This is a genomic window from Clostridium vincentii (genome assembly GCF_002995745.1).
Lineage (GTDB): Bacteria > Bacillota > Clostridia > Clostridiales > Clostridiaceae > Clostridium > Clostridium vincentii.
The window spans coordinates 1-25,350 of sequence record NZ_PVXQ01000036.1; the positions used below are offsets into that span (position 1 = coordinate 1).

25 protein-coding genes are annotated in these 25,350 nt (G+C 29.7%); 3 read left to right on the forward strand and 22 right to left on the reverse strand.

All coding sequences use genetic code 11. The features are described 5' to 3' along the window. Positions 1–158: 158 nt before the first annotated feature. From CLVI_RS13595 to CLVI_RS13655, 13 genes are all read right to left on the reverse strand, one after another. A complete protein-coding gene (locus tag CLVI_RS13595; protein WP_106060672.1) occupies positions 159–641 on the reverse strand; it encodes a flavodoxin domain-containing protein in 483 nt (160 codons plus the stop codon). 140 nt (positions 642–781) lie between these two features. After that, on the reverse strand, positions 782–1,219 hold the full coding sequence (locus CLVI_RS13600; protein ID WP_106060673.1) for a hypothetical protein: 438 nt from the start codon (positions 1,217–1,219) through the stop codon (positions 782–784). Between the two features lie 132 nt (positions 1,220–1,351). After that, on the reverse strand, positions 1,352–2,221 hold the full coding sequence (locus tag CLVI_RS13605; RefSeq protein ID WP_106060674.1) for an SDR family oxidoreductase: 870 nt from the start codon (positions 2,219–2,221) through the stop codon (positions 1,352–1,354). Between the two features lie 94 nt (positions 2,222–2,315). After that, the gene (locus CLVI_RS13610; RefSeq protein ID WP_106060675.1) at positions 2,316–3,215 is read right to left on the reverse strand and encodes a MurR/RpiR family transcriptional regulator; all 900 of its coding nucleotides are present in this window, start codon (positions 3,213–3,215) and stop codon (positions 2,316–2,318) included. Between the two features lie 120 nt (positions 3,216–3,335). Continuing rightward, the gene (locus CLVI_RS13615) at positions 3,336–4,049 is read right to left on the reverse strand and encodes a pseudouridine synthase (protein ID WP_106060676.1); all 714 of its coding nucleotides are present in this window, start codon (positions 4,047–4,049) and stop codon (positions 3,336–3,338) included. Between the two features lie 102 nt (positions 4,050–4,151). Then, complete coding sequence (locus CLVI_RS13620; RefSeq protein ID WP_106060677.1) at positions 4,152–4,358, reverse strand: ground-like protein; 207 nt, start codon at positions 4,356–4,358, stop codon at positions 4,152–4,154. Positions 4,359–4,435: 77 nt separating this feature from the next. Next, positions 4,436–5,470 (reverse strand): hypothetical protein, encoded by a 1,035-nt coding sequence (locus tag CLVI_RS13625; protein WP_106060678.1) that lies wholly within the window; start codon positions 5,468–5,470, stop codon positions 4,436–4,438. Beyond that, positions 5,454–6,347 carry an ABC transporter ATP-binding protein gene (locus CLVI_RS13630; protein WP_106060679.1) on the reverse strand — a complete coding sequence of 298 codons (894 nt, stop codon included), beginning with the start codon at positions 6,345–6,347 and terminating at the stop codon, positions 5,454–5,456. Before CLVI_RS13630 ends, CLVI_RS13625 begins: the two co-directional genes overlap by 17 nt. Next, positions 6,334–6,729 (reverse strand): GntR family transcriptional regulator, encoded by a 396-nt coding sequence (locus CLVI_RS13635; protein ID WP_106060680.1) that lies wholly within the window; start codon positions 6,727–6,729, stop codon positions 6,334–6,336. Before CLVI_RS13635 ends, CLVI_RS13630 begins: the two co-directional genes overlap by 14 nt. Beyond that, positions 6,710–7,252: a hypothetical protein gene (locus CLVI_RS13640; RefSeq protein WP_106060681.1), complete on the reverse strand. Its 543-nt coding sequence runs from the start codon at positions 7,250–7,252 to the stop codon at positions 6,710–6,712. Before CLVI_RS13640 ends, CLVI_RS13635 begins: the two co-directional genes overlap by 20 nt. 108 nt (positions 7,253–7,360) lie before the next feature. Next, positions 7,361–8,014, reverse strand: coding sequence for a hypothetical protein (locus tag CLVI_RS13645; protein ID WP_106060682.1), 654 nt, complete (start codon positions 8,012–8,014; stop codon positions 7,361–7,363). Between the two features lie 109 nt (positions 8,015–8,123). Next, positions 8,124–11,234 carry an ABC transporter permease gene (locus CLVI_RS13650; RefSeq protein ID WP_106060683.1) on the reverse strand — a complete coding sequence of 1,037 codons (3,111 nt, stop codon included), beginning with the start codon at positions 11,232–11,234 and terminating at the stop codon, positions 8,124–8,126. 2 nt (positions 11,235–11,236) lie between these two features. Next, positions 11,237–11,941, reverse strand: a complete 705-nt coding sequence (locus tag CLVI_RS13655; RefSeq protein WP_106060684.1) for an ABC transporter ATP-binding protein — start codon at positions 11,939–11,941, stop codon at positions 11,237–11,239. Positions 11,942–12,066: 125 nt separating this feature from the next. Between CLVI_RS13655 and CLVI_RS13660 the strand changes: the two genes are divergently transcribed. The 3 genes from CLVI_RS13660 (at position 12,067) to CLVI_RS13670 (ending at position 14,345) form a co-directional block, all read left to right on the forward strand. Then, the gene (locus tag CLVI_RS13660; RefSeq protein WP_106060685.1) at positions 12,067–12,984 is read left to right on the forward strand and encodes a DUF5685 family protein; all 918 of its coding nucleotides are present in this window, start codon (positions 12,067–12,069) and stop codon (positions 12,982–12,984) included. A gap of 225 nt (positions 12,985–13,209) precedes the next feature. After that, positions 13,210–13,827 carry a J domain-containing protein gene (locus CLVI_RS13665; RefSeq protein ID WP_106060686.1) on the forward strand — a complete coding sequence of 206 codons (618 nt, stop codon included), beginning with the start codon at positions 13,210–13,212 and terminating at the stop codon, positions 13,825–13,827. 20 nt (positions 13,828–13,847) lie between these two features. Beyond that, entirely contained in the window at positions 13,848–14,345 is a 498-nt protein-coding gene (locus CLVI_RS13670; protein WP_106060687.1) for a hypothetical protein, read from the forward strand. Between the two features lie 44 nt (positions 14,346–14,389). Here CLVI_RS13670 and CLVI_RS13675 read toward each other — a convergent pair whose 3' ends face one another. The 9 genes from CLVI_RS13675 to CLVI_RS13715 form a co-directional block, all read right to left on the reverse strand. Then, a complete protein-coding gene (locus tag CLVI_RS13675) occupies positions 14,390–16,270 on the reverse strand; it encodes an N-acetylmuramoyl-L-alanine amidase (protein WP_106060688.1) in 1,881 nt (626 codons plus the stop codon). Between the two features lie 85 nt (positions 16,271–16,355). Continuing rightward, entirely contained in the window at positions 16,356–17,891 is a 1,536-nt protein-coding gene (cls, locus tag CLVI_RS13680; protein ID WP_106060689.1) for a cardiolipin synthase, read from the reverse strand. Between the two features lie 116 nt (positions 17,892–18,007). Next, positions 18,008–19,207 carry a [FeFe] hydrogenase H-cluster maturation GTPase HydF gene (gene hydF / locus CLVI_RS13685; RefSeq protein ID WP_106060690.1) on the reverse strand — a complete coding sequence of 400 codons (1,200 nt, stop codon included), beginning with the start codon at positions 19,205–19,207 and terminating at the stop codon, positions 18,008–18,010. A gap of 11 nt (positions 19,208–19,218) precedes the next feature. Continuing rightward, entirely contained in the window at positions 19,219–20,595 is a 1,377-nt protein-coding gene (hydG, locus tag CLVI_RS13690) for a [FeFe] hydrogenase H-cluster radical SAM maturase HydG (protein WP_106060703.1), read from the reverse strand. Next, a complete protein-coding gene (hydE, locus tag CLVI_RS13695; protein WP_106060704.1) occupies positions 20,595–21,647 on the reverse strand; it encodes a [FeFe] hydrogenase H-cluster radical SAM maturase HydE in 1,053 nt (350 codons plus the stop codon). Before hydE ends, hydG begins: the two co-directional genes overlap by 1 nt. A 9-nt stretch (positions 21,648–21,656) precedes the next feature. Continuing rightward, a complete protein-coding gene (locus tag CLVI_RS13700) occupies positions 21,657–21,905 on the reverse strand; it encodes a TM1266 family iron-only hydrogenase system putative regulator (protein WP_106060691.1) in 249 nt (82 codons plus the stop codon). Between the two features lie 262 nt (positions 21,906–22,167). Next, complete coding sequence (locus CLVI_RS13705) at positions 22,168–22,986, reverse strand: metallophosphoesterase (protein WP_106060692.1); 819 nt, start codon at positions 22,984–22,986, stop codon at positions 22,168–22,170. A gap of 17 nt (positions 22,987–23,003) precedes the next feature. Continuing rightward, a complete protein-coding gene (locus tag CLVI_RS13710; protein ID WP_106060693.1) occupies positions 23,004–23,924 on the reverse strand; it encodes a magnesium transporter CorA family protein in 921 nt (306 codons plus the stop codon). A 151-nt stretch (positions 23,925–24,075) separates the two neighbouring features. Beyond that, a complete protein-coding gene (locus tag CLVI_RS13715) occupies positions 24,076–25,347 on the reverse strand; it encodes an MFS transporter (protein WP_106060694.1) in 1,272 nt (423 codons plus the stop codon). Between the last annotated feature and the right edge of the window lie 3 nt (positions 25,348–25,350).

A 25,350-nucleotide genomic window follows, 5' to 3' on the forward strand; every position in this document is an offset into this window, starting at 1 on the left:
TTGCCGCCGACTTCCTTCAGATTCCACCTCACAATGGACACCCTTGTCTTAAGCTAAATGGTTGGCACTATCAGCCTCCATTACGGACTTTCACCGATTAGTGCACGCCCATGCTGGGCGCACTAGAAAAGCTGGTAAGAAATTCTTACCAGCTTTTTTTAAGCTTTTTCTATTAAGGATGCCAAATTAAGTATTTCATCTATTTTTAGAGTTGAACTACTTTCATTTTGTCCTGTCACCTTTTTTATTATTAATTTATCGAAAAATCCCATTTTATCTAAATTTAAAACTCCACCAACACAAATTTTTATAGTGGCATTATCTAGTATTTTTTCAGGATAATTAGCACTCCATATTTTTTCTATTTCCTCAGCTTTTGTAGTACTTGCACATAAAAATAGAAATATCTTTTTACTTATGATCTCATCACAATTATTATTCATCCAAGACTTAAGTTTCTTATTTATCATGCCGATTTTAACACCTGAACCTATAACAATTTTATTGAAATCATTTAAATTTGGCACAGAGGCCTTTTTAATATTAACCATTTCTACTTGGTCTGAAATTTTCCCTTTTATTGTCTTTGCAACTCCCTCAGCAGTTCCATAATTTGTTCCATATATAATTAAAGTTTTCATATTAATTCTCCCCCAAATTTTACTAACTCTTACTTAATAATATTATATATCTTCTTAACAAAATTTCAAGTGATTTTTTAGCCTTTATACAAAGTTTTATCAAAATTAAAAAGAGCACCTTATTAGATGCTCTTCAATTATTAAGAATTTTTATGTTTACTATATAACCAAAGGCAGATACCAACAGCTGCAACACTGACTACAACTGCTTCGATTTTAGCTGATTTGAAGAAATCTTTATATTGTTTATCAAAACAAATAGAGATTTTTTTATTATTTGAATCTCCTAATTTCTCGATAGTTCTAGCAACATAATAAGTTCTCATAAATCTTTCTTTTGAAAAGTTACCATCTAAATCAGCTTTTAACTTGTCTAAATATTCTTTTGTCCATTCTTTTGGATTAGGCAAGAACTTTTCTTCATTATGAATTTCAAAGACATCATAGGAACTTGCTAAATCTATGGTATCCTTTAATAACTCAGGCGGATATTCTCTTTCTAATAATTGTGTTTTTAATATCCTTCTGGCTTTTTCTAAATTCTTTTCACTTATTGCTAATTTTAAATCATCAATCATATTCTCGCCTCCTAATTCTATTATACCCTAATTTTAGCATCATAATCTAATTAAATAAATAGACTATCACTAGTTTTAAGAATATTTTAAGTGTTCTATAAAATACCCTATGTAAATAATATAATTTTGCTCTTATGAGGTAACAAACTCTCCCCCATTAACGTGTATAGTTTCTCCAGTTATAAAAGATGCTCCTTGGCTAGCTAAAAACACATACGCTTCAGCTACTTCTACAGGTTGCCCTGCTCTTTTAAAAGCGGTTTTAGATCCAAAACTTTGTATTTCTTCAGCCGGTAAGGATGATGGAATTAGAGGAGTCCATATAGGCCCTGGTGCAACTGCGTTTACTCTAATTAGCTTTGGAGCAAGATTGACGGCTAAGGAACGCGTAAGTGATGTTAATGCTCCTTTAGTCGAGGAATAATCAATTAATGTTTCATTTCCTTGATATGCAGTTATTGAGGTTGTTATTATAATTGATGCTCCTTCCTTCAAATAAGGCATTGAAGCCTTAATCATAAAGAAAGTACCATATACATTAGTTCTAAAGGTTTTATGTAATTGATCATAGGTAATATCCTCTATGTTCTTAGAGTAATGCTGCTCAGCTGAATTGCAAACTAAAATATCTATTTTAGAAAAACTACTTATTACAGTTGATATTGCTGAAGAACAGAATGCTTCATCCCCTACATCCCCCCTTATAATTAAGCATATTCCTCCATTATCTTCAATTATCTTTTTAGTTTTACTTGCATCATCATCTTCGTTCAAATAAATTATTGCAACTTTAGCACCTTCTCGTGCATAAGATACTGCTACAGCTCTACCTATGCCACTATCTCCACCCGTTATGATTGCGACCCTGTCTTTTAATCTTTCCGAATTAAAAGAATACTCATCATGTTGAAAAATAGGTTGAGGATTCATCTCTTCTTCCATCCCTGGTTGTTGATTTTGAGTAATATTCGGAAAGCTTTTTGGGAAAGTTTTTTCTATCATATACTTCACCTCGTGTTTTAAATTTATATTTAGTATATGTAGAGATAAAAAAAATACTCTAGAAAAATATTATTATATTTCTCTAGAGTATTTTTTAATATTCATCATCCATATTTCTATTATTATAAGAATACACATTGTAGTCTTGCCAAATTTGTTCCAGACTACCAAAAATATTAGAAACATTTTCCTTCTCTCTCATTCCTACTGCCATAATTAATGCGTTTATAACAGAAAGAGGTGCTACTAGAGAGTCTACAAAGGAAGCCATATTACTTTGAGCAATTAAGGTATAGTCAGCCTTTGTTGCAAGAGGGGAAAGCAAACTATCTGTAAGAGCAACAACTGTAGCTCCTCGTGCCTTGGAAAAATCCAAAGCATCTACAGTTTTTGCTGCATATCGGGGGAATCCAATTCCAATAACTAAATCACCTTCATGAATATTTATCATTTGCTCAAATATATCAGAAATTCCATAACTTACAACTTTAACGTTTTGTAAAATTACATTTAAGTAAAATCCTAAAAATTCAGATAAAGTGGTTGAGCTTCGAAGACCAATTATATATATGTTTTTAGCTTGAAAAATTGAATTTAACACCTGTTCAAATGTATATGGATTAATCTTTTCTAAAGTGGCTCTGATATTTTCAATATCAGCCTTTAAAACACCCTTAAGAGCATCTTCATCAGATGCGAAATCCTTAGAAAGTTCTAATCTTTGAACGGTTGTTAACTTGTTTTTTATTAATTCTTGAAGCGCTCTTTGCAATGTTGGATAACCTGAAAATCCAAGTTCATTTGCAAATCTAACTACAGTTGATTCAGATACTCCAACTGACAGTCCAAGTTTTGCAGCTGTCATGAAAGCAGCCTTATCATAACTTTTTAATATATATACTGAAATAAGTTTCTGACCTTTACTTAATCTGGAAAACTTAGTTTGAATAAGCTTCATTAAGTCCTTGCCTTCATCAATAATTTCCTTGTCCATATTATTCACCCTATCATTCCATAAATTCAAATTCTATAATTGCTAGATAATTGTACCATCATTTATAAGGGTATTCAAGAAAAATGCAAGTTTTCAATTAACTACTTTCATTATATGTAATTATAGATTACTGATATAGTTTAACTCTTCAGCAGTTAAATTTCTATATTCTCCCTTTTTAAGTTGTCCTAATTTAAGATCTCCGATAGAAGTTCTCTTAAGGGTAATAACTTCATGGTTTACAGCTTGACACATTTTTCTGATTTGTCTATTTTTCCCTTCATGAATAATAAGTTCAACAGTACTCTCATCAAAGTCATATCTTACAAGTTTAATTTTAGCAGGGGCAGTAATGTATCCTGCACCTATATCTATTCCATTCTCGAATTCAGCAAGTTCTTCCTTTTTAAATTCACCCTCAACTATAGCTATATATTTTTTATCAATCTCCACCCTTGGATGAATTATTTTATTATATATATCTCCATCATTTGTTAGAATTAAAAGACCAGAACTATCATAATCAAGTCTTCCAATAGGATAAATTCTTTCCTTTACTTTAACAATATCCATAACAGTCTCTCTACCTTTTTCGTCTTTTACGGAAGTTATGTAACCTTCAGGTTTATTTAACATTATGTATACTTTGTTGCCTTCTGGTAAAATAATATTATCATTATATTCAACTTTATCAAGGTCTGGATTAACCTTTGTACCAAGCTCATTTATAACAATTCCATTAACTTTAACTTTGCCCAATAATATTATTTCTTCACATTTTCTTCTTGAAGCTATTCCACAGCTAGCCATATATTTTTGTAATCTTTCTTCCATTTAATTATCACTCCATATAGTTATTTAGTTTAATTATATCCTTATGTACTATAAATATCAAATTTTAAAGGGTACCCATTTAGGATACCCTTTATATTTTGATTAGAACAAGCCACCACAGCCGCCACCAAAGCCTCCAAAACCTCCACAGCCACCAGCACCTAGTCCTCCAAAAAGTAGCAACAATATTAGTATGCCACCACCACCGAATCCACCACCACCAAAACCACTGTTATTATTGCAACAACATCTGTTACGATTGTTACAAGGATTACAACAAGTCTTACAGCTACAACAACTTCTTGACATAGTTTATCAACTCCTATTCTTAAGATTAATATATAGTATTCATAAAAATAGGGTAATGTTCTACTTTACATAAATTATTATTTATTAATTAAGTCTTTAAATAACTTGCTTAATAGATTTTTAATAACATAAGATACAGCCACACAAATGCTTATCAAAGTTAAAGTTATAATAGTTCCCTTAACTGAAGTAGTTGTATTATAATTATAATAATATGTATATTTATAACAAATTAAATATATAAATACTAAGGAAATTGTAAAGGAAATTATGAAAAAAACTATCTTTTCTACAATTGGAAAAACAAAAAAGTTATTAATTTTATTTAAACAGAGGCTTTTGTTTATTCTCCAAGTAATGATAAATGTTACAACTATTATCATTAAAAGAATAATGATTGCTATATAATCAATACTCTCATAAATAATTTTACTTCCAAAAATAAAATTGATCATAGAGCTCATTATATGAGAGATATCCCGAACTAAATTAAAGTTATATAAATGAAAAGAATTTAATCTATTAGCTATATCATTTAATAGTAATAAATTAACTGCTAATATAACTGGAGTTCCTATCATAGCTAAAATACTTATTATTGTATTTGAAAATAACATGTCCATAAATGTTAAATAGGCAATAAAGGCGGTTCCAACTATTACTAATCGCATTATATTAGAAAATAATGCTGTATATTCATTACTTGCTAATAATAACAGGGTATTATCTCTTACATATAAACAAATATTAATATATATAAAGGTAAATATTAATAAAAGTAAACTTATAATTAAAAATAATATTTCGTTTTTCTTAATTTCTTCTTTAGTATATGGTCCACTTGTTAAGAATGTCATATTATTTCTCTTATTAAAGCCTGTAACTACAACATAAAGTAAAAATATTATTAAGCATAGGAATATAATATGATACGGATTCAAATTATCTAATGTATCACCTTCTAATACAGAAATATTTAAACTCAAATTAGCTAAATTACTATTTACAAAGCCATAAGTGAATATTCCATAAAATATCATGCTTACAAAAAGAGCCCATTTACCTAAGTAGAAGAATTGATACATTAGTGCTTTATTATATAATCTCTTCATTTAAATCCTCCTTTTCCACTTTGTAAATAAAGATATCTTCAAGGGATAAATCAATTTCTTCTACAAATAATGGATTGAATTTATTAAGTTCTCTTAAGAAGCCTTTATCATAGCTATCAGTAATTATTGTAAATACTCGTCCAATCCTTGATATCTTAAAAATACCTTTAATATTCAAATCTTCTTCATAAATAGGAGCATCAAATGCTACCTGAAGCTTTTTTATTTTATTTTTCATATTTTCTAAAGTATTTTGATAAGATATTTTTCCTTCATCTATAATCACAATATCATCACATATTCTTTCAAGCTCACTTAAATTATGAGAACTAATTATTATAGTTACAGCCCTCTCTGAAACTTCCTTTACTAATAGTTTTAGAAGTTTATTCTTTAATATTGGATCAAGACCAGAGGTTGGCTCGTCCAAAATTAAGTAATCAGATTGTTGTGAAAAAGCTATCATTAAAGCCACCCTTGTTTTCATTCCTTTAGAAAGTTGATAAAAACGTTTTTTTAGAGAAATATTAAAAATTTTATTTATCTCATGAAATCTCTCTTCATTAAAATTTTTATAAGCTAATTTATAGTATTTTATGATGTGTTTCACTGTAAATGAAGAGAAAAAAATATTTTCATCTGCAACATACGCAATATTTTCCTTAACTAAGGAATTATTATATACTTCTTGTCCATCGTATAGTATTTGGCCCTCTGTAACTTCATATATACCAGTAAGACATTTAATAAGACTTGTCTTCCCAACTCCATTTGCTCCAATAAGCCCATAAATTTTCCCCTTTTCTATATTTAGATTAATATTATGCAATATTTCTATATCCTCTAAATATAAGGAAAGATTTTTAATTTCTATCATTATTTTTCTCCTCTACGTCTGCATATATTTTCTTTTCCATTTTAATAATATCTCTTAATTCTAAATTTAACAGAAGGGCATTTTCTAATATCTTTCTCAAATCTTTCTCAATTAAAAAAATTCCATATTTCTTTACAAGAGATTTTGCCTCACTTTTTATAAAGGTACCCTTTCCTTTAAAAGTTTCAATTATTCCATCTTCCTCCAGTTTTCCATAGGCTTTACTTATTGTATTTGGATTAATGGTTATCATGAAAGCTAGTTCTCGAACAGACGGTAGCTTATCACCCTCCCTTAAGGCATTTTTCAATATAAGCTCCTTTACTTTGCAGTGTATCTGTTCATACAATGGGATACTGCTTTTACTGTCGACTTGAATCATTTTGTTCTCCTTCTAGAACATCACTTCTCACCATAAAATAATCAATTACCCAACCCTTACCTTCATCAATAAGTACTACATCAACCTCTATGTTGCTTTTGCCATTATAAACATATATACAGGTTCCCGATAAATTATAGGCTTGTATTTTTTTTTCTGATTTAAAGTTCTTTAAATTTTTACCCCTTGTTAAATAGTCATTAATTATCCTTTCACTTTCTGCTTTAGGATCCTTGTCTTTATTAATATTCAAATCAACATCACTCCAAATTACCCCTGGAGAAGTTAATCTTTTTCTACTTGAGAGGCATTCATAAAAATCATAAGTATAAATAATATCAGACCCATTTAAATTAGAATTTTCGAAAGCTGCTAAGGTTGATGAATTTAATTTACCAAGAACCTCTTCAGGTTCGGAAAAATTTATCTTTTTGCTATAACTAGCAGATTTTCCTAAATTACAAAGAAGTCCTGTCATTATAATAAAAGTTCCTGCAATAGTTAGTATAGTAGATTTTCTCACAAAATCCCTCCTTATATAAAATTAAAAGTGTACTACTCTTAATAGCACACTTTAATTTTATGTCTTATGAAAAAAAAATTCAATTAAGATTTTCTTATTATTTCTTAATTATTTCTTAATATGTTCTTCTGTTTTTTCCTTTAATAGGTTCTCCAGTAGGCATAAATAGTCTAGTTTTTCTAATAGATCTTTATATTGTTTTTCAGTGGAATCATTTTTATATAATTCTATATATGAAATATTATCTGGATCTATAGTTAGAACCTTTTTAAAGTCATCTCCATACATTTTATATAAAATAGTTTCAAACCCAGTTTTAACTTTATCATAAGCTTCTGTATCTCCAATAGTCCATTCATAAATATCTCTATTTACCTTTTCTATGATTCCATAAAGTTGGTATAAATAGCTAAGTTCCTTTAAATTATACTTATCGCTTAAGGATGCAACTGCTTGGGAATAATATTTATTTATAGGTAATAAATATAAATAATTTTTCTTTTCATCCGTGTTTTGTAAACTTCTTATACTTTGAAATAGTGCATTTGCAATATCAAGCCTTATAACATTTGCATTATTACATACCTCCTTTGCTCGATAACTATCCTCGTATTTTCTATTTTCTTGCATTATCTTATATTCCTCTTGCATTTTTTGATTATGCATCTTCTTACTAATTATCCAACTGAATAAAGCACCCAGCGTGGAACCAGCTAAAATAGAAATTGCAGAAATAATTGTAGTAATAATAGCTATTGGCATAAAAAAACTCCTTTCTATTAAGCACATTTTTATTATGTACTATATAAAAAAGAAAATACTTAAAAAGCTATGCTAAAAGTCTTTTTTAGACTAATAGCATAGCTTTATTTTATTCTACTGATTTTAATGATTCTACCATTGGAATATTTTTAAGTTTATAATACATAGCTAAATTAACAAACACTGCAAAGGCTACTGTTATTCCAAATGCAGATATATAACTTACTAAAGATATATTCCGTCCAAACATTACAGATTCTAATTCAACTGTGACCATTATAAATCTATGAAGGGCGGTTCCAAGGCCTAAGCCTACTAAAGAACCAATTATAGTTAATATAATATTTTCTCTATACACATAGGCAGAAACTTCCTTGTCATAGAATCCTAGAACTTTAATAGTTGCAATTTCTCTAAGTCTTTCACTAATATTTACATTAGTTAAATTATACAGTACAACAAATGCTAAGGCGCCTGCTGAAACAATAAGTACAATTACAACGAAATTTAAACTTGAAACAGTATCATTGAAGTTATCTATAGTGCCTGTATAGAAGTTAAGAGACTTAACTATATTTTCATTTACTATATCTGCTCCTAGAGTATCTTCAACATCCTTTGATGAATCATTAAGTTTTGCAATCAAATTATTGTAGAGTGGGTCTTCTTCAAAAACTTCTTTATAATAATCTTCTGACATATATACATGATGTCCAAGGTATGTTTCAGTTATTCCTGTAATTAGAACTTCTTTTTTATTACTATCTCCATTATCAATCAATATTGTATCTCCTACCTTGACATTTAAGTCTCTGGCAAGTTTTTCGGATAATAAAGCTCCGTTATCCTCTAAAGAAACCTCCTTATGACTACCTCGAGTCCTAAATATAAGAAAGTCCTTATATTCTTCAGTATCACTTGGAACTTCTAGAGTAATAGATTTCTCTTCATCCAGGACTGTAACATTTCCATTATACTCACTCGAACTCATAATTAAATCTATTCTTGAATCTTCTTTATATTTATTAAGTATAGATTGCTTTTCTTCTAATGTGCTTTTTTTATCTAAAGACACACTTAAATCATGCTTAATTATTTCCCCAAATTGCACTTTTACTATAGATTCTATAGAATCCTTAATTCCAAATCCAGCTATAATAAGAGCCGTGCACCCTGAAATACCTATTACTGTCATAAAAAATCTCTTTTTATATCTAAAAATATTTCTAGCTGTAAGTTTTTCTGTAAAAGATAATCTTTTCCATATAAAGTTAAGCCGTTCTAAAAATATTCTCTTACCATTTTTCGGCGCTTTAGGTCGCATAAGAAGAGATGGAGTCTCCATTAGCTCCTTATAACATGCAAAAAGTGTGGCAGATGTTGTTATTAAGAGGATTAAAGCGGTAGTACTTAACGCAAGATATATATCAAATTTAAGTACGAGATTTGGAAGAGTATACATAATTCCATAAGCATTAAATATTACTGTTGGAAATACTACCATTCCTATGCAGAACCCTGCTATACTTCCTAAAATACTAGCAATTGCTGCATATATCACGTATTTTGAAGCTATCTTAACCTTACTATATCCTAATGCTTTTAATGTTCCTATTGTGCTTCTTTGTTCATCAACCATTCTGGTCATAGTGGTTAAACAAACTAGGGCAGCTACTAAAAAGAAGAATACAGGGAATACTTTCGCAATTGCAGCAATTCTATCTGCAGAACCACCATAGTCAACATAGCTATAATGACTAGTTCTATCTAATACATACCAAGTTGGTTCCTCTAGCTCTGCAATTTCATCTTCACTCTTAGTGATTTTATCTGAAGCTGTAGCTAAGGCTTCTTCACCTTCTGTTTTAAATTTATTATACTCTTCTTCCCCAGCTACCATTTCTGTCTTAGCAGAGGCTATTTTCTGCCTTCCAGCTGATATATCTTTTTTCCCTTGAGCTTTACCAGCAATTAATGCTGCCTTTTGGGTTTCTAATTCCTTAGAACTACTATCTAATATTGCTTTTGCTGAATTTAATTTTGCCTCACCTAGAGCAAATTGCGCTTGTCCTTCACTTAGTTGAGCCTCTAATTGGGCTTTAGACTCCGCAGGCAGTAATGGATTTTTAATAGCTTCTTCTAATTGAGATAAACCAAGTTTACTCTCATTTAAAACAGCTAAATTCTTTTCATATTCAGCCCGTCCTGATGCCAATTTCACAGTCCCTTCATTAAGCTTAGACTCGCTGTTCTTCATAAGTAGATTAAATTCATTCTCTTTTGAATTTAGATTATTTTCTCCTACTATAATTTCATTCTTACCATCTTCAATTTTCTTAAAAGCCTTTTCTATTTCTTCATCAAATTTTAATTTATTTATATTATATTCATCTTTTCCTTCTTGAAGTTTTTTATTTGCTTCATCTTTAATCTCTTGTAATCTAATAGGACCCATTATAGTACCTAAAGATTCCAGCGAATCTACAGATGGATCTGTAATATCAAAATATTCATCATCGTAGGAGTTTATAGCCTTTGCACCATTAACAGTTACTAAGACCTCTGTGTAAACATCCATGTTAAAATCAGTTTCAGGAATAATAACGAAACTATCGACCTTACCATTACCTATAGATGACGTCCCTTTTTCATAGGATAGATAATAGGAAGTAAGTACTGTACCTACAATTGTGTATTCCTTTGTATTTAGGTTTTCTAATATGTCTTCATCAGTTCCTGAATCTAAAGTAAGTGTGTCTCCAATATTTAAATTTAATCCTGGCATTAAAGATTTTTCTATAACACACTCCCCAGATTTTTCAGGTAATCTGCCCTCAACTAAGGTAGGTTTATTTATATAGTCTTCATTAGTATCATCTAAATCCTGTAGTGGCATTCCAGCAACTTTAAAAACAGATTGAGATGTTCCATTCTTTATTAAAGTATCAATACTATGAGTAGGATACACTCCTAAAACTCCGTCTGAATTTTTAATAGCTGCAACATCATTATCTGTTAAACCTAAATCAGATAAAACTCTTATATCCATTAGATTATTATCATCATAATATTTATCTGCTGTAAATTTCATATCAGGAGCTGCTGACTTTACTCCTGCAAAGAAAGCTACACCAATGGCTACTATAGCAAATATTGAAAGAAATCTTCCAAAGGATTTTTTTATTTCCCTAAAGGTATCCTTATTCAAGGTTCTTTTCATATCTACCACTCAATCCTTTCTACCGGAGTAGGATTTTCATTAACTTCAATAGAAGCTACTCTACCATTCTTTACCTTTATAATCTTATCACCCATTGGTGCAAGAGCTAGATTATGAGTAATAACTACAACTGTCATTTTATTCTCTTTAGATGTATCTTGAAGAAGTTTAAGAATTTCCTTTCCAGTGTTATAATCTAATGCTCCTGTTGGTTCATCGCATAAAAGTAGCTTTGGATTCTTAGCTAAGGCTCTTGCTATTGCAACTCTTTGTTGCTCTCCACCAGAAAGCTGTGCTGGAAAACTATCTCGTCTATCCTTTAATCCAACAGCTGCTACGGTTTTGTCAATATCTAGAGGGTTTTTACAAATTTCAGTTGCAAGTTCAACATTTTCTGTAACGGTTAAGTTTTGAACTAAGTTATAAAATTGGAATACAAAACCAATATCAAATCGTCTATATGTGGTAAGTTCCTTAGATGAATAATTGCTTATTTGTGAATTATCAACATATATTTCTCCACTAGATGGTGAATCCATTCCTCCTAGGATATTTAAGATGGTACTTTTACCAGCTCCACTGGCTCCAACTACAACAACAAATTCACCTTGATTTATAGAAAAGTCCACTCCACTTAAAGCTTCAATTTCTACTTCTCCCATTTTATAGATTTTCTTAACATTTTTAAATTCGATAAATTTATGCATTTTACGCCTCCAATAATCCCATTAGTTATTAGTATACTAAATCAACTAAATATTCTCAATACATAAGTTGTACCCTTAGTAATATTTATGTATAATAAATGTATTAACAAGTTAAGGAGTATTTTATGTTTGGATATGTAACGCCCTTAAAATCTGAATTGAAGATAAGGGAATTTAATCAATTTAGAGGCTATTACTGTGGTTTATGCTTCAGTATTAAAAAACATTTTGGAAATATTCCAAGGATGACATTAAACTATGATATGACTTTTTTAGCACTGCTTTTAGATGGGTTAAATCCTGAAGAGATTACTGTGGAGCTAAAAACATGCATGTCTCATCCAATTGCGAAGAAACCCGTAATATTAGATAATGATGCGCTGACTTATGCGGCTGAAATGAATGTATCACTAGCATATTTTAAATTATTAGATGATATTAAGGATGATAAAGATTTAAAAAGCAACATATTGGCTTTTGGATTATCTCCTTATAAAAAGAAATTTTCACCATCTATTAGTCTAATTAATACTATTATAAAGGATAATTTAAACAAGCTTTCAAATCTTGAAGATAACAAGAACTTTTCATCCATAGATGAAATATGTGATCCATTTAGTATTATTGTAGGTAAAATTTTAGAACTTTACCCACATAATATAATTGATGATGGGGAAGAAACAAGAAGAACCTTGTATGAGTTTGGATATTCCTTAGGAAAATGGATTTACTTAATAGATGCACTAGATGATTTACAGGAAGATATGGAGAAAAACAAATTTAATCCTATAAACTATTTATTTAATAAAGATACTCTTAAATATGAGGATTTCTTAAATATTATTTTAGAAAGAATTGAGTTTAGTATTTTAAGCTGTGGATGTACTTGTCGAGATTCACTAAGTAGATTAAATCTTAATAGAAATAAAGATATTTTAGAAAATATAATAAACCTTGGTATGATGGACAAATATGTGAATGTGAGTACTAAATCTTCATGCAAAAAAGATAAAGATGAATTTACTCATAAAAATATGAACTGACAGTACCAGACCAGAGATTAATTTATCTGGTCTGTTTTCTTTTTATAATTATTTCTAAAAATAATACATTAAGCTTGTTTCTAATATAGAATAACTTATGTTATAATCATATTTATGAATATTATTTTAGGTAAATAAAATAGAGTGAAATTAGGGGAACTTTAAATAGAATAAGACTCATATAACTTACACTTTACACATTGAAGGAAAGGAAGTGACTTGCTAATGAATCCATATGAGGTTTTAGGTGTTAAACCAGGTGCTTCACAGGAAGAAATTAAAAGTGCTTATAGAAAATTAGTTAAACAATATCATCCAGATCAATTTACTGATAATCCACTTCAGAAGCTCGCGCAGGAGAAGCTAGTTGAGATTAATGAGGCCTATTCACAGTTAGGAAATGGGAAATCTTCTTCAAGTTCTTCAAATTCTTATAGCAACTCATCAAGCCAGAGTAGCAGTAGTTCAAATTCAGGCAATTACTCTCAGGACTTAGTTCAAGCAAGAGCATGTCTTCAAAAGAGAGATACAGCTGGAGCTGAGGCTATACTAAGTAGAGTTAGTGATAAAAATGCGGAATGGTACTTCTTAACTGGTGTTGTACATACGAATAAAGGATGGTATGATTCAGCTCTTCAAAATATAAGAACTGCATCAAATATGGATCCTAATAACTTTGAGTACAAACAAACTCTTCAACAGCTACAATCAAGAAGTAGATCTTATGGTTCTCCATATAGAACAAACCAAGGATCTGGAGGTGCTTTTGACTGTTGTATAAACCTTTGGTGTCTTGACTCTATATGCGAATGCATGGGTGGAGATCTTATAGGGTGCTGTTAATATGATTTTAGGAGGATTTTATGAAGGCTAAAGATATAACTTTAGGTGGAATTATGGTTGCTTTAGGTATAATGACCTTATATTTAACAACTATCATCCCCGTAAACACACTTTCAATATTAACTCTTGCCTCTTGTTTTATACCTATTACAATTTTAAGAAGTAATATAAGAACAGCTTGTTTTGTATATGTTGCAACAGCCCTTATGAGCTTCTTTATAGTACCAATTAATTATGCTATTATGTATACTCTATTATTCGGTATATATGGTATAGTAAAATACTTTATTGAAAAGATAAGAAAAATTCCAATTGAAATTATATTAAAGCTTTTATTTTTTAATATTGTACTTAGCATAGGAATTGTATTTATGAATGCTTTTATTAGTGAGTTAACTATTGATTTTCCGACATGGATATTATATTTAATATCGCAACCAGCATTTCTACTTTATGATTTTGCTATAACTACAGTAATTACTTTTTATCTGCAAAAATCAAAGAAATTCAAGATATAGTAAATGATATACATTTTCAATTTATGAAAATGTATATCATTTTTTTATAAACTGTTTTCTAAGCCTTTAATTATAGATTCTGCTAATTTTTTTTGATAATCAGAATCTATAATTTTATTAAATGATAATGGATTATCTATATAACCCACCTCTATGAGTACAGATGGATTTTCTCTTTCTAAGGTTACTGTATAATCATTAAATTTCACTCCCCTATTATAATCTCCATCTATCCCTTTAAATAAGTTGTTATTATAGCAATCAACTAGGGAGTAATTAATGTTTTTAGCAAAATTCTTTGAATAAGGAGTATTATAATAGGTTTCTGTTCCATTATATTTACCTGAACCTCCTGAATTATTATGAATGGACAGATATAAATCTGCATTATATTCTCTTGCCTTAGCCCCTCTAGTCTTCAAAGGTAAGTTTTCTTTTTCAGTATCTAATCTTAATATGTGTGCACCTTTTTCTAGAAGGCCCTCTTCTAAAAACTTAGATATATTAGTATTTATAGTATTTTCATTTATACCACTCCAACCTAAAGCTCCTGAATCCAGTTTATAATTTTCTATTAATCCATGCCCTGGATCTATAACAATAATCATATCTTTAATAGTGCTTTTTTGATTTTTAAACTCTACTATTAGGTTCCCTTCATTATCGTAGTATGCAAAATGCCCACTATAGTTAATATCATCATTAATAGTTAAGTTTAAATATTTGTTCCCATCTTTTTCTTTAACCTGAATGCTGTCAAAAAGAAAATTTTCATTGAAGTCAACTTCATTATCTAAGTCCTTTATATAATCAAAAGATATATTTATCTCTTTTGGCTTAAATTCTTCTACTGAATAGTCTCCTGTTGATATGTCTTTATAATCTACAGAAACTATATCCATATTATAAGGAAGTTTTGAACTGGGCTTTAGCTTAAGTATTGTTTTATTATCTTGTTGAAAAACTGAAATAGCCTTTATGTTATTTTCTAATTCTTCTTGATTTTGTATTATTTCAACATCCTCACTTCTTACTCTCTTTTTTGATGCTAAATTATAATACTCTTTAGTATCTACTATTATCTTTGACGTTATATAATCCCTAGTACCTTTAGCTAAGGGAGCCATGTCTACCATAGGAGTTACTGAAGTATTCATATAGTTATATACCCATGCAATATCATTTTTTATAATAGCTTCAGTTCCTTTTTCTAATGATTTATTAATAATAATTTTTCCACCTTTTTTACTTGCCTTTTCTCCATTATAAAGTGCATTAATTATAATATTGTCTAAAACCAATTCCTTATCAACCTTGGGAACATTATAAATCCCTTTGAAGGTTGCATAGGTAGTATCTCTTGCTGATATAAATTCATCACTTTCAATTTGAACAAGCTCGATTTTTTCTCCATTAATTTCAGCATAAGCTGTTGCTCCACTATATAATTTTGTTTTTATTTCTGCTTGCATTCCACCTTCTACCATAAGAGTTTTATTTGGTATAATTGAATCTATTATTTTATCCTGGCGAATAACTTCATAATTCAAGCTTTTATCACCTAATGTAAAATTAAAGCTATTACTTCCTATGGTTAAAGGAGCTTCTAGAATAAAGTTGCCAGTATAATATACATCAATAGGTTCATTATTTAATTTTACCTCTATTTTTGGATCTGCCATGCCTGAAAATGTAATCTTCTGTTCGCCAGTTGTGATTTTATTCGCTTCTGGTCTTATTATCTTAATATCATTTTGTAGAGGTTCTACTATTATTTTATTTTGATCAATAGTAGTTATTTCTTCTGTTGCAGAGGCCGATGCGTTTTCTTCAGTTTTATTCTGAACTAAAACACCTATAACACTCCCAGCTAACAATACAATAATAAATAATATGAATAATTGCTTTTTACTTTTGTGTCTCATCCTTAGCACCTCAAAATGTTTTATTAGTTATAAATAATCTGAAAAGGGATTTAATAATAAAATATTACTAAATCCCTATATTAATTTACATCATAGGCGCAAAAAGTCTTAAAATAGATCTTAAGAATCTATTGGACCATTTAACTTTCATTGCATTATTAACTGTTATTATTTGACTCACACTTAAGATATCCATAAAATCTTTTTTTATTTGGAAAATAGATTTTGTCTTAATAAGAAATACACCACATTCAAAGTGTAAATAAAGACTTCTATAATCAAAATTTATAGTTCCTACAGTTGCTACTTCATCATCCGCAACTACCGTCTTTGAATGTATAAATCCAGGTGTGTATTCATAAATTTTAATACCAGCTAAAAGTAATTGAATATAGTATGCTCTAGTTACAGTATGTGCATACCATTTATCCTCAATATGTGGAGTAACTATTTTTACATCTACTCCGCTCTTAGCCGCAAGAGTTAAAGCAGTAACAAGTTCATTATCTATTATTAAATAAGGAGTACATATATATATATAATTTTTAGCCTTATTAATGATATTAAGATAGACATTTTCTCCGACGAGCTCGTTATCATATGGGCTATCTCCGTAAGGCTGAACGTAGCCATCATCTATAAACTCATTATATTTATGTACGGTTGGTTTAAATTCATTGTAATAAATTTTCTCACTTTTACTTAAGGACCAAACTTGTAGAAACATAACTGTAAAGCTCCATACAGCATCCCCCTTAATCATGATACCAGCATCTTTCCAATGCCCAAACCTTACTACTTCATTAATATATTCATCTGCCAGATTCATTCCTCCAGTAAAGGCTGTATGCCCATCAATTACAATTACCTTTCTATGATCTCGCGTATTCATTACTGAAGAAAGAATTGGTGTGAAAGGATTAAATACCATTGTTTTAATCCCTAAAGCTTCTAATTTCTTATGATAATTCTTAGATAGTGTTTGAATACAACCCATATCATCATAAATTACTCTAACATCTAATCCGGCCTCAACTTTATTAAGAAGTATTTCTAGTACACTATTCCACATTTTCCCTTCTTGAATAATAAAACATTCTATAAATATATAATGTTTAGCTTTTTTTAACTCACAAATAAGTTTTTCATAAAAATTTTCACCCGGCGATAAATACTCTGAATAAGTATTTTTATATACGGGATATGTTGATAGGTTATTTATGTACCTAACTTGGTTTGCTAATAATTTATCCATTTCATTTATTTCTTCTATAATACCTTTTTCTTGTTTAAGTAAATTAAAGGTTTCATAATATGTTGATTCAAGTTGTTTTTTTAATTTTTTTCTTATTTTTTTACCTCCAAAGAATAGATATAATAGACCACCAAAGACTGGAAATAATAGAACCGGTATTACCCAAGCTAATTTATAGGATGGATTATCTGTTCTGCTTATAATATATACTGTTACCGTAAGGCTAAGTATAATAAAGAGTACATATAAATATACAAATGACTCGCTAAGCTTCCAAATTGCCGAACCTAATATTACCAATTGTAAAAGTATTAGCATCCCTACAATTATCATTCTACTTGAAAGTAACTTCAATAATTTTTTCATTTCCCCCTCCTAAAAAAATTGTTTAAGTTTTCTCTATTATAGCATATTTTATTTATGCTTATCTCTTAATTTATCATTACAATGATAAAAAACGCACCCAATAAGGGCGCGTTCATTTACTGAAAAATCATCTTACTTCTTTCTAGAGTATTAGTTAAAAATGATAATATTACTCCATAATTAGTTATTGGAACTGACTTTTCTTTGCAAATATTAATTCTATTTACAACAGTTTTTCTATTCAACATACATGCCCCACAATGTATTATAAGCTTATATTCATCTATATTATCTGTAAACTCATGGCCAATTTTAAAATCTATATTTAAATCTCCACCAACATACTTATTTAATAGTTTAGGGATTTTAATTCTTCCAATATCTTCTTGAGATACGTTATGGGTACAACTTTCACTTATTAATATTTTATCTCCAGGTTTTAAATTTCGTACAGCTTGAACACCTTCTAAAAACTCATTAATATCTCCCTTTTGCCTAGCAAATAGCATAGAGAAACTAGTGAGATTTATGTCTTTAGGTACTATCTCATCAACTATCTTAAATGCCTGAGAATCTGTAATTACTAAATCAACATCCTTTAGTTCCTTTAAAGCAACTTCTAGTTCAGTATCGCGAACAACATAGCTTTTTATACCATGGTCTAAGCAATCTCGTATGCATTGAACCTGAGGAAGTATCAATCTCCCCTTAGGTGCCTCAGAATCTACTGGGACTACCAAAACAACCTTTGCCCCATAAGAGAGTAAATCTCCAACTATGGGAAGTTCTTCTTCTTCCTTTGAAAGCACTTCTATAAGCTTATCCTTTAATAGATTAATTCCAGTATCTGAAGCTAGAGAAATATATATTGCATCCTTATACTTTTCATCTATTATATTGGTGATTTCTTTTAAAGAGTCACTATCTATTATATCCACCTTGTTAATGACCAATAGGTGAGGAATATTATATTTTTTAAAATCTCTTTTAAATTTATCATATTCTTCATAATCTATATTCGAAATATCCATAAGATAAATTGCTATATCTGTTCTCTTTAAGATTTCATAGGTTTTACTAATTCTTAAATCTCCAAGAGAACTCCTATCTCCTAGGCCTGCAGTATCAATAAATAATACAGCTCCAACAGGAATAAGTTCCATTGCTTTCAAAACAGGATCAGTTGTAGTTCCCGCTTTATCTGATACTAAGGCTACATCTTGGCCTACTAATCTATTCATAAGTGATGACTTACCCGAGTTAGTCCTTCCAAATAAAGCAATATGTTTTCTATTTGCATTTGGAGTGTTATTCATACGATCCTCCTCTAAAGATATAAATCTCTTTCACCATTTTTTAATTTTTCTAGACTCTTTAAAAATATTTGTTTAATGTCATCTCTTTCTAGATTATCAGCTAAATTTCTTACAAGAGTTTCAACTTTTATTTTAAAAGCATCATCTCCATAATCTAATGCATATTCCATAATAGTTGACATAGCATTAGGTTCACAAACATATTGGATGTTACCTGATTTTGCTAAAGACATAAATCTATCGCCAGTTCGTCCCTTTCTATAACAAGCGGTACAGAAACTTGGAATATATCCATCTTCAATAAGTTCCTCTATAATTTCAATTGGACTTCTTTGATCAGATAGTTCAAATTGCTCTATACTTTTTCCTTCTTCTCTTTCTTTATATCCACCAACACCAGTGCTTGAACCTGCGCTCATTTGTGATATTCCATATTTCAAGAGTTGTTTCCTCATTTCTCCACTTTCTCTAGTTGAAATTATCATTCCTGTAAAAGGTACTGCAATTCTTATAATTGCAACTAACTTCTTAAAGGTTTCATCATCTACTAAATTAGGGAAGTTTTCTAAAGATACCCCTTCAGCAGGTTTTAGTCTTGGTACTGCAATTGTATGGAAACCAACTCCATACTTTTCTTCAAGATGTTCATTATGAATCATAAGTCCTAGAATCTCAAATTTAGGTTCTGATAGTCCAAATAACACTCCAGCACCTACATCATCTATCTTTGCCTCCATTGCTCTATCAAATGCTGTTAAATGATATTCATAATTTCCTTTAATACAGTTTGGATGCATCTTTTCATAGGTTGGCTTATGATAAGTTTCTTGGAAAAGGATATATGTTCCAATTTGTGCCGCTTTTAACATTTTATATTCTTCTACTGTTGTTGCTGCAATATTTACATTAACCCTTCTAATTTCTCCATTATTATTTTGAGTTTTATAAATAGTTTTTAAAGTTTCTATTACATATTCAATAGGAGCATTAACTGGATCTTCTCCAAGCTCTAATGCAAGTCTTTTATGTCCCATACTCTCAAGTATCCTTATCTCCTCAGCTACGTCAACTTGAGTAAGTCTTCTCCTCTTAAAAGAATTGCAAGTATGATACCCACAATAAACACATTTATTTACACAATAGTCACTAACATATAATGGTGCAAATAAAACTATCCTCTTTCCATAAATATCTTTTTTTATTTTCCCAGCAAGCTCGTACATTTCTTGAAGCTGCTCTTTGTCTTCCATTTGAAGAAGCACAGCAATATCCTTATGGGCTAGTCCTTCTCTTTTTTCAGCTTTTTCAAGAACAAGTTTAATATCCTCTTTTGTAGCACTTTTAGCTGTGTCTAATAAACCTTGAATATACTTTTCATCTATAAACATTAATTTAATCTCCTCTTCCATTCTATATTATCTCCCCTTGACATATCTAATTCAAAACCTGCTCTATTAATTCTTCCCTCAATACATTTTCTACACTCTGCAGCTTCATCCCCCGTACATATTTTTCCGTTATATAGAGAGTATTTTTCTCTAACAGTTGTTGGAGAAAGATTAGGCATAACTACATTACATCCAGCTTTTATGCCCATTTCCCTACCTACTGGATTAATGCTTCCAAGGGCTGTAGTTGCTGGTAATAACACACTTGGCAATAATAATCTTAGAAGTGCAAGCAAAGTAGTAGTATCATCTAAACTTCCAGCTTTCTCTTTAGATAAAGGTGTATCCTCATGAGGGATAAAGGGACCAATTCCACACATATGAGGATTTAAGTCTTTAATATAAAGCAAATCCTCTACTAAATTCTCATTTGTTTGATTTGGAATGCCAACCATAAAACCAGCTCCAATTTGATATCCAATTTCCTTTAAATCTAGTAAACAATTTCTTCTATTTTCAAAACTTGCATTTGGATGAAGTTCATCATATAACTCTTTTGATGCTGTTTCATGTCTAAGTAGATATCTATCAGCACCAGCTTTAAACATTTTCTGGTAGGATTCATAACTTCTTTCACCTAATGAAATTGTTATTGCACTATCAGGATACTTTTTCTTTATCTTTTCAATTATTTCTACCATAACTCGATCTGTATAATAGGGGTCTTCTCCACCTTGAAGGACATAGGTTTTATATCCTAACTTGGCCCCTATATCTGCACATTCTAAAATTTCCTCTAAAGTGAGTCTGTATCTATCAGCCTTAATATTCTCAGCTCGTATACCACAATACCTACAATTTCTAACACAATAATTTGTAAATTCTATTAAACCTCTTGTATAAACCTTATTTCCATATGTTTTCATTCTAGTTAGATGAGATTTTTCTATCAAATATTTCTTTGACTCATCATCTATATTATTCAAAACGAATAATAGTTCTTCCCTTGGTGCAAAGTTGGTTTTATACAAATCATTTATAATTTCATAGATATCCAAATATTAAACCTCCGTTTTGGCAATTGCTGTTTTAACTGTTACGCCATTAATATTCCCGATTTTCCCAGTCAAGCTATTAATATCATCTAAATCACCTGTAAGAGTTAATGAAACAACAGAAATTCCTTCTTCAAAAGGAATACCCATACGGCCTCTAATATTTCCGCGAAAAGCTGCAACCACTTTATTAAACTCTTCCTGACATTCAGCCGGATTCTCTAAAATTGCACTTATCACTGCTATTTTCGCCAAATTAATCCCTCCTTATATTTACATTTAAAATTCTACATAAAAAAGAGGCCTTCTAATTTAAAGAGGCCTCATTAAGAAATATATCATAAAATAAACATAACTATGCTTATTACAATTCATTTAAATTCAAGTCTCTTTCAGATTAGAATTCTCTTTTCTGTTAGAAAATATACTTTTATATATGCTCTTAAAAAAAGATCTCTCTCTTTAAAGAAGCTTGTTAATATTGTAACATACCTTTAGCTATAAATATAGAATGGTTTTATGAATCACTTTTTAATGTGACAACAATCAATTCAGGTCTATTAAATAATCTAAGAGGAAAACCACTGTTGCCAAGGCCGCGGCTTACAACCATAGAGGTGTTATTCTTAGTATACATCCCACTTGTATATTTAGGAAATACTCCTTGTCCAGGTGAATATAATCCACCTACAAATGGCATTCTAAACTGGCCACCATGGGCGTGCCCTGAAAAGACTAAATCAATATTTTCTTCTGAATAAATATTAAAATATTCTGGCTTATGAGCTAAAAGAATTGTGAACTTATCCTCATTACCTTTAATTGTTTTAATTCTATCTGAAAAAGAAGTTCCATCTTTTAATCCTAAAAGAGTTAACGTTTCTCCATCCTTTTCTATAAATTCCTGTTTATCATCAAGAATAATTACCCCTAGTTCTTCTAATCTTTTTTTTAACTCATTATAAACTCCTGATGATTCCTCATGATTTCCAGAAACAAAATAAATAGAGGCTACGGACCTAATTTGTTTTATGTAATCTATAGCTATATCAATATTAGTTCTGGTTGAATCAATTAAATCTCCTGTAATAACTATTATATCAGGAGCAATATCTTTTGTATGGTTAACTAAATAACATTGATTATCTCCAAATGATTTATTATGAAGGTCAGAAATTTGCAGTATTTTAAAATTATTAAAAGCCTTAGGAATATTTTTGTTTGAGTATTTTAGGTTAGTTACAACAAGATTGTTATTTTGCCAATAACAAAATGGAATTAAAAAAATGCTAGAATTTAATAATACCTTTTTATATTTACCATTTATTTTCCTCATGATACACCTCTATTCAATTAAAACCATTTTTTCTTTTTAAAGAAAACTACACACAATAAAACAACTATAATACTTAGAATAATTACAAAGGGATAGCCATAGTCCCAATTAAACTCAGGCATTTTTAAATTCATTCCATACCACCCTACAAGAAGAGTAAGGGGCAAAAATATAAATGTAACAACTGTAAAAACCTTCATTATATTATTTTGATCAATATCTACCTGTGCCTGGTAAGCTTCTCTTACTTGACTTACATAATCTCTTGAATTAAGAACTGATTGACTTAATCGATTTAATCGATTAGTAAATATTCTAAAGGATTTAATAGATTTTTTATCTATTAGTCCATTTTCATTTTCTTCTACCGACTCTGCAATGTTATAGAATTGTTCGTAATATCTTTTAAGTTTTAAGAGTTTTTTTCTTAATACCATTATCTGTTTAAAATAATCCTGATCTGTAAAATTTACTAAACTTTCTTCTAATTCAGATATCTCTTCCTCAATATTTTCTAATGCATAAATATCCCCTACAGTAAGTTTATCAAAAAAAATATCCAACACCCTACCAAGGTTCGGACATTTTTGGTCCCCTAAAAGAACATCTTCTATAGTATCTGTTATAATAGTTTTTTTATCACAGATGAAGGCTAATAAATTTTCTCTAAAATATATACAAATACGGTTAGGATCATTTAAAGGGTCTTCAATAGATGGAACCATTAAAGAAATATAGTCAAAGCCATCATGGCTTTCAAATTTTGATCCTCTTCCATTTAAACAATCGAATTGAATCTTTTCGTTTATGTTTAGTTTATCTGCTAAAGACTCTAATTCTTTAAAGCTTAGAATAGCGATAAATCTTTTATCTTTTTCTAAAATTAAATTTTCAATATCACTTTTTTGTAAGTTATTATCTTTTAAATAAAATATCATTTTAATCACCCATTATTCTTTTAATAAGTTTTTTTGTAAAATCAAATAAATTCCTATTATTAAATTTATTTAATTAATATTATATCATAAAAGAAAAAGAAAAAAGCCGCAACTTAGTAATTAAACTGCTGCGGCATATTCATTAAATTATCTACTGAATTGCTTTCTCTATATCAATTAAAGGTTCTTCTTTAACTCTACTTAAGATAAGCCCTCCAATTAAGAATAATATTACAAGGCTTATTATCCCTTTATTAGTTTGTCCTGTTATTTGAGTTACAACAGCTACTAAGAATGGACCCATAATGGCGGCAAATTTACCAAATATATTATAGAATCCAAAAAACTCATTTGCCCTATGTTTTGGTACAAGTTTTGCAAAATAACTTCTTGAAATTGCTTGAATACCACCTTGAGCTGATCCTACAGCCATAGCTAAAATCCAAAAATCCACAGTAGTTTTTATAAAATAAGCGTAAATACTTATAAGCGTATAGGTTATAATACCAACGAATAACATTTTCTTTGAACCAATTCTCTCTGAAAGTTTCCCATACAGTAAAGTAAATGGGAACGCTACAAATTGAGTTAATAATAATATAACAAGTAATGATGTCATTGAAATTCCTAAATCTGTTCCATAAGCAGTTGCCATACCTATTATAGTATCTACTCCATCAATATAGAAGAAGTATGCTAGTAAAAAAGTAAATATTGGCTTGTTTGATTTTAAATTTCTAAAGGTTTCACCTAGTCTTTTAAAGGAGTTTTTCACAACTCTTGGTTCTCTCTCAATAAAATACTTCTGGTTCACATTTTTTAATAGAGGAATTGTAAATCCTCCCCACCATAGAGCAGTTATTAAGAAAGTAAGTTTACATGCTGCCGATAAAGATAGTGGCAATATTCCATTTTGGCTTAGTAAAACTATAGCAATTGAGATTATAAAAGGAATTGTGCTTCCTATGTAGCCTAAAGCAAAACCTGATGCAGATACCTTGTCCATCCTACTCTTATCTGTTACATCAACTAAAAATGCATCATAAAATATATTTGCTCCTGCAAATCCTAGTACTGTAAATCCATAATTAATTAAAAGTAACATTGGCATGTCTGTTGGAACTAAAATAAGCATAACTGTAGCTACGATACCTATTCCAAAGAACAATTTGAAGAATTTTTTCTTAAATCCTTTATAGTCTGCTATAGTTCCAAGTATCGGAGCTAGTAGGGAAACTAAAAGTGTTGAAAGTGAAATTGTATATCCCCAAAAAGCAGTTGAATCTGATGAGGACATACCTCCCTCACCAGCAACTAATTTAAAGTATATTGGCAATATGGTTGAAGTTATGATCATAGAATATGCAGAATTTGCCCAGTCATAGAATGCCCAGCTTTTTTCTTCTCGATTTAATCCTCTCATATT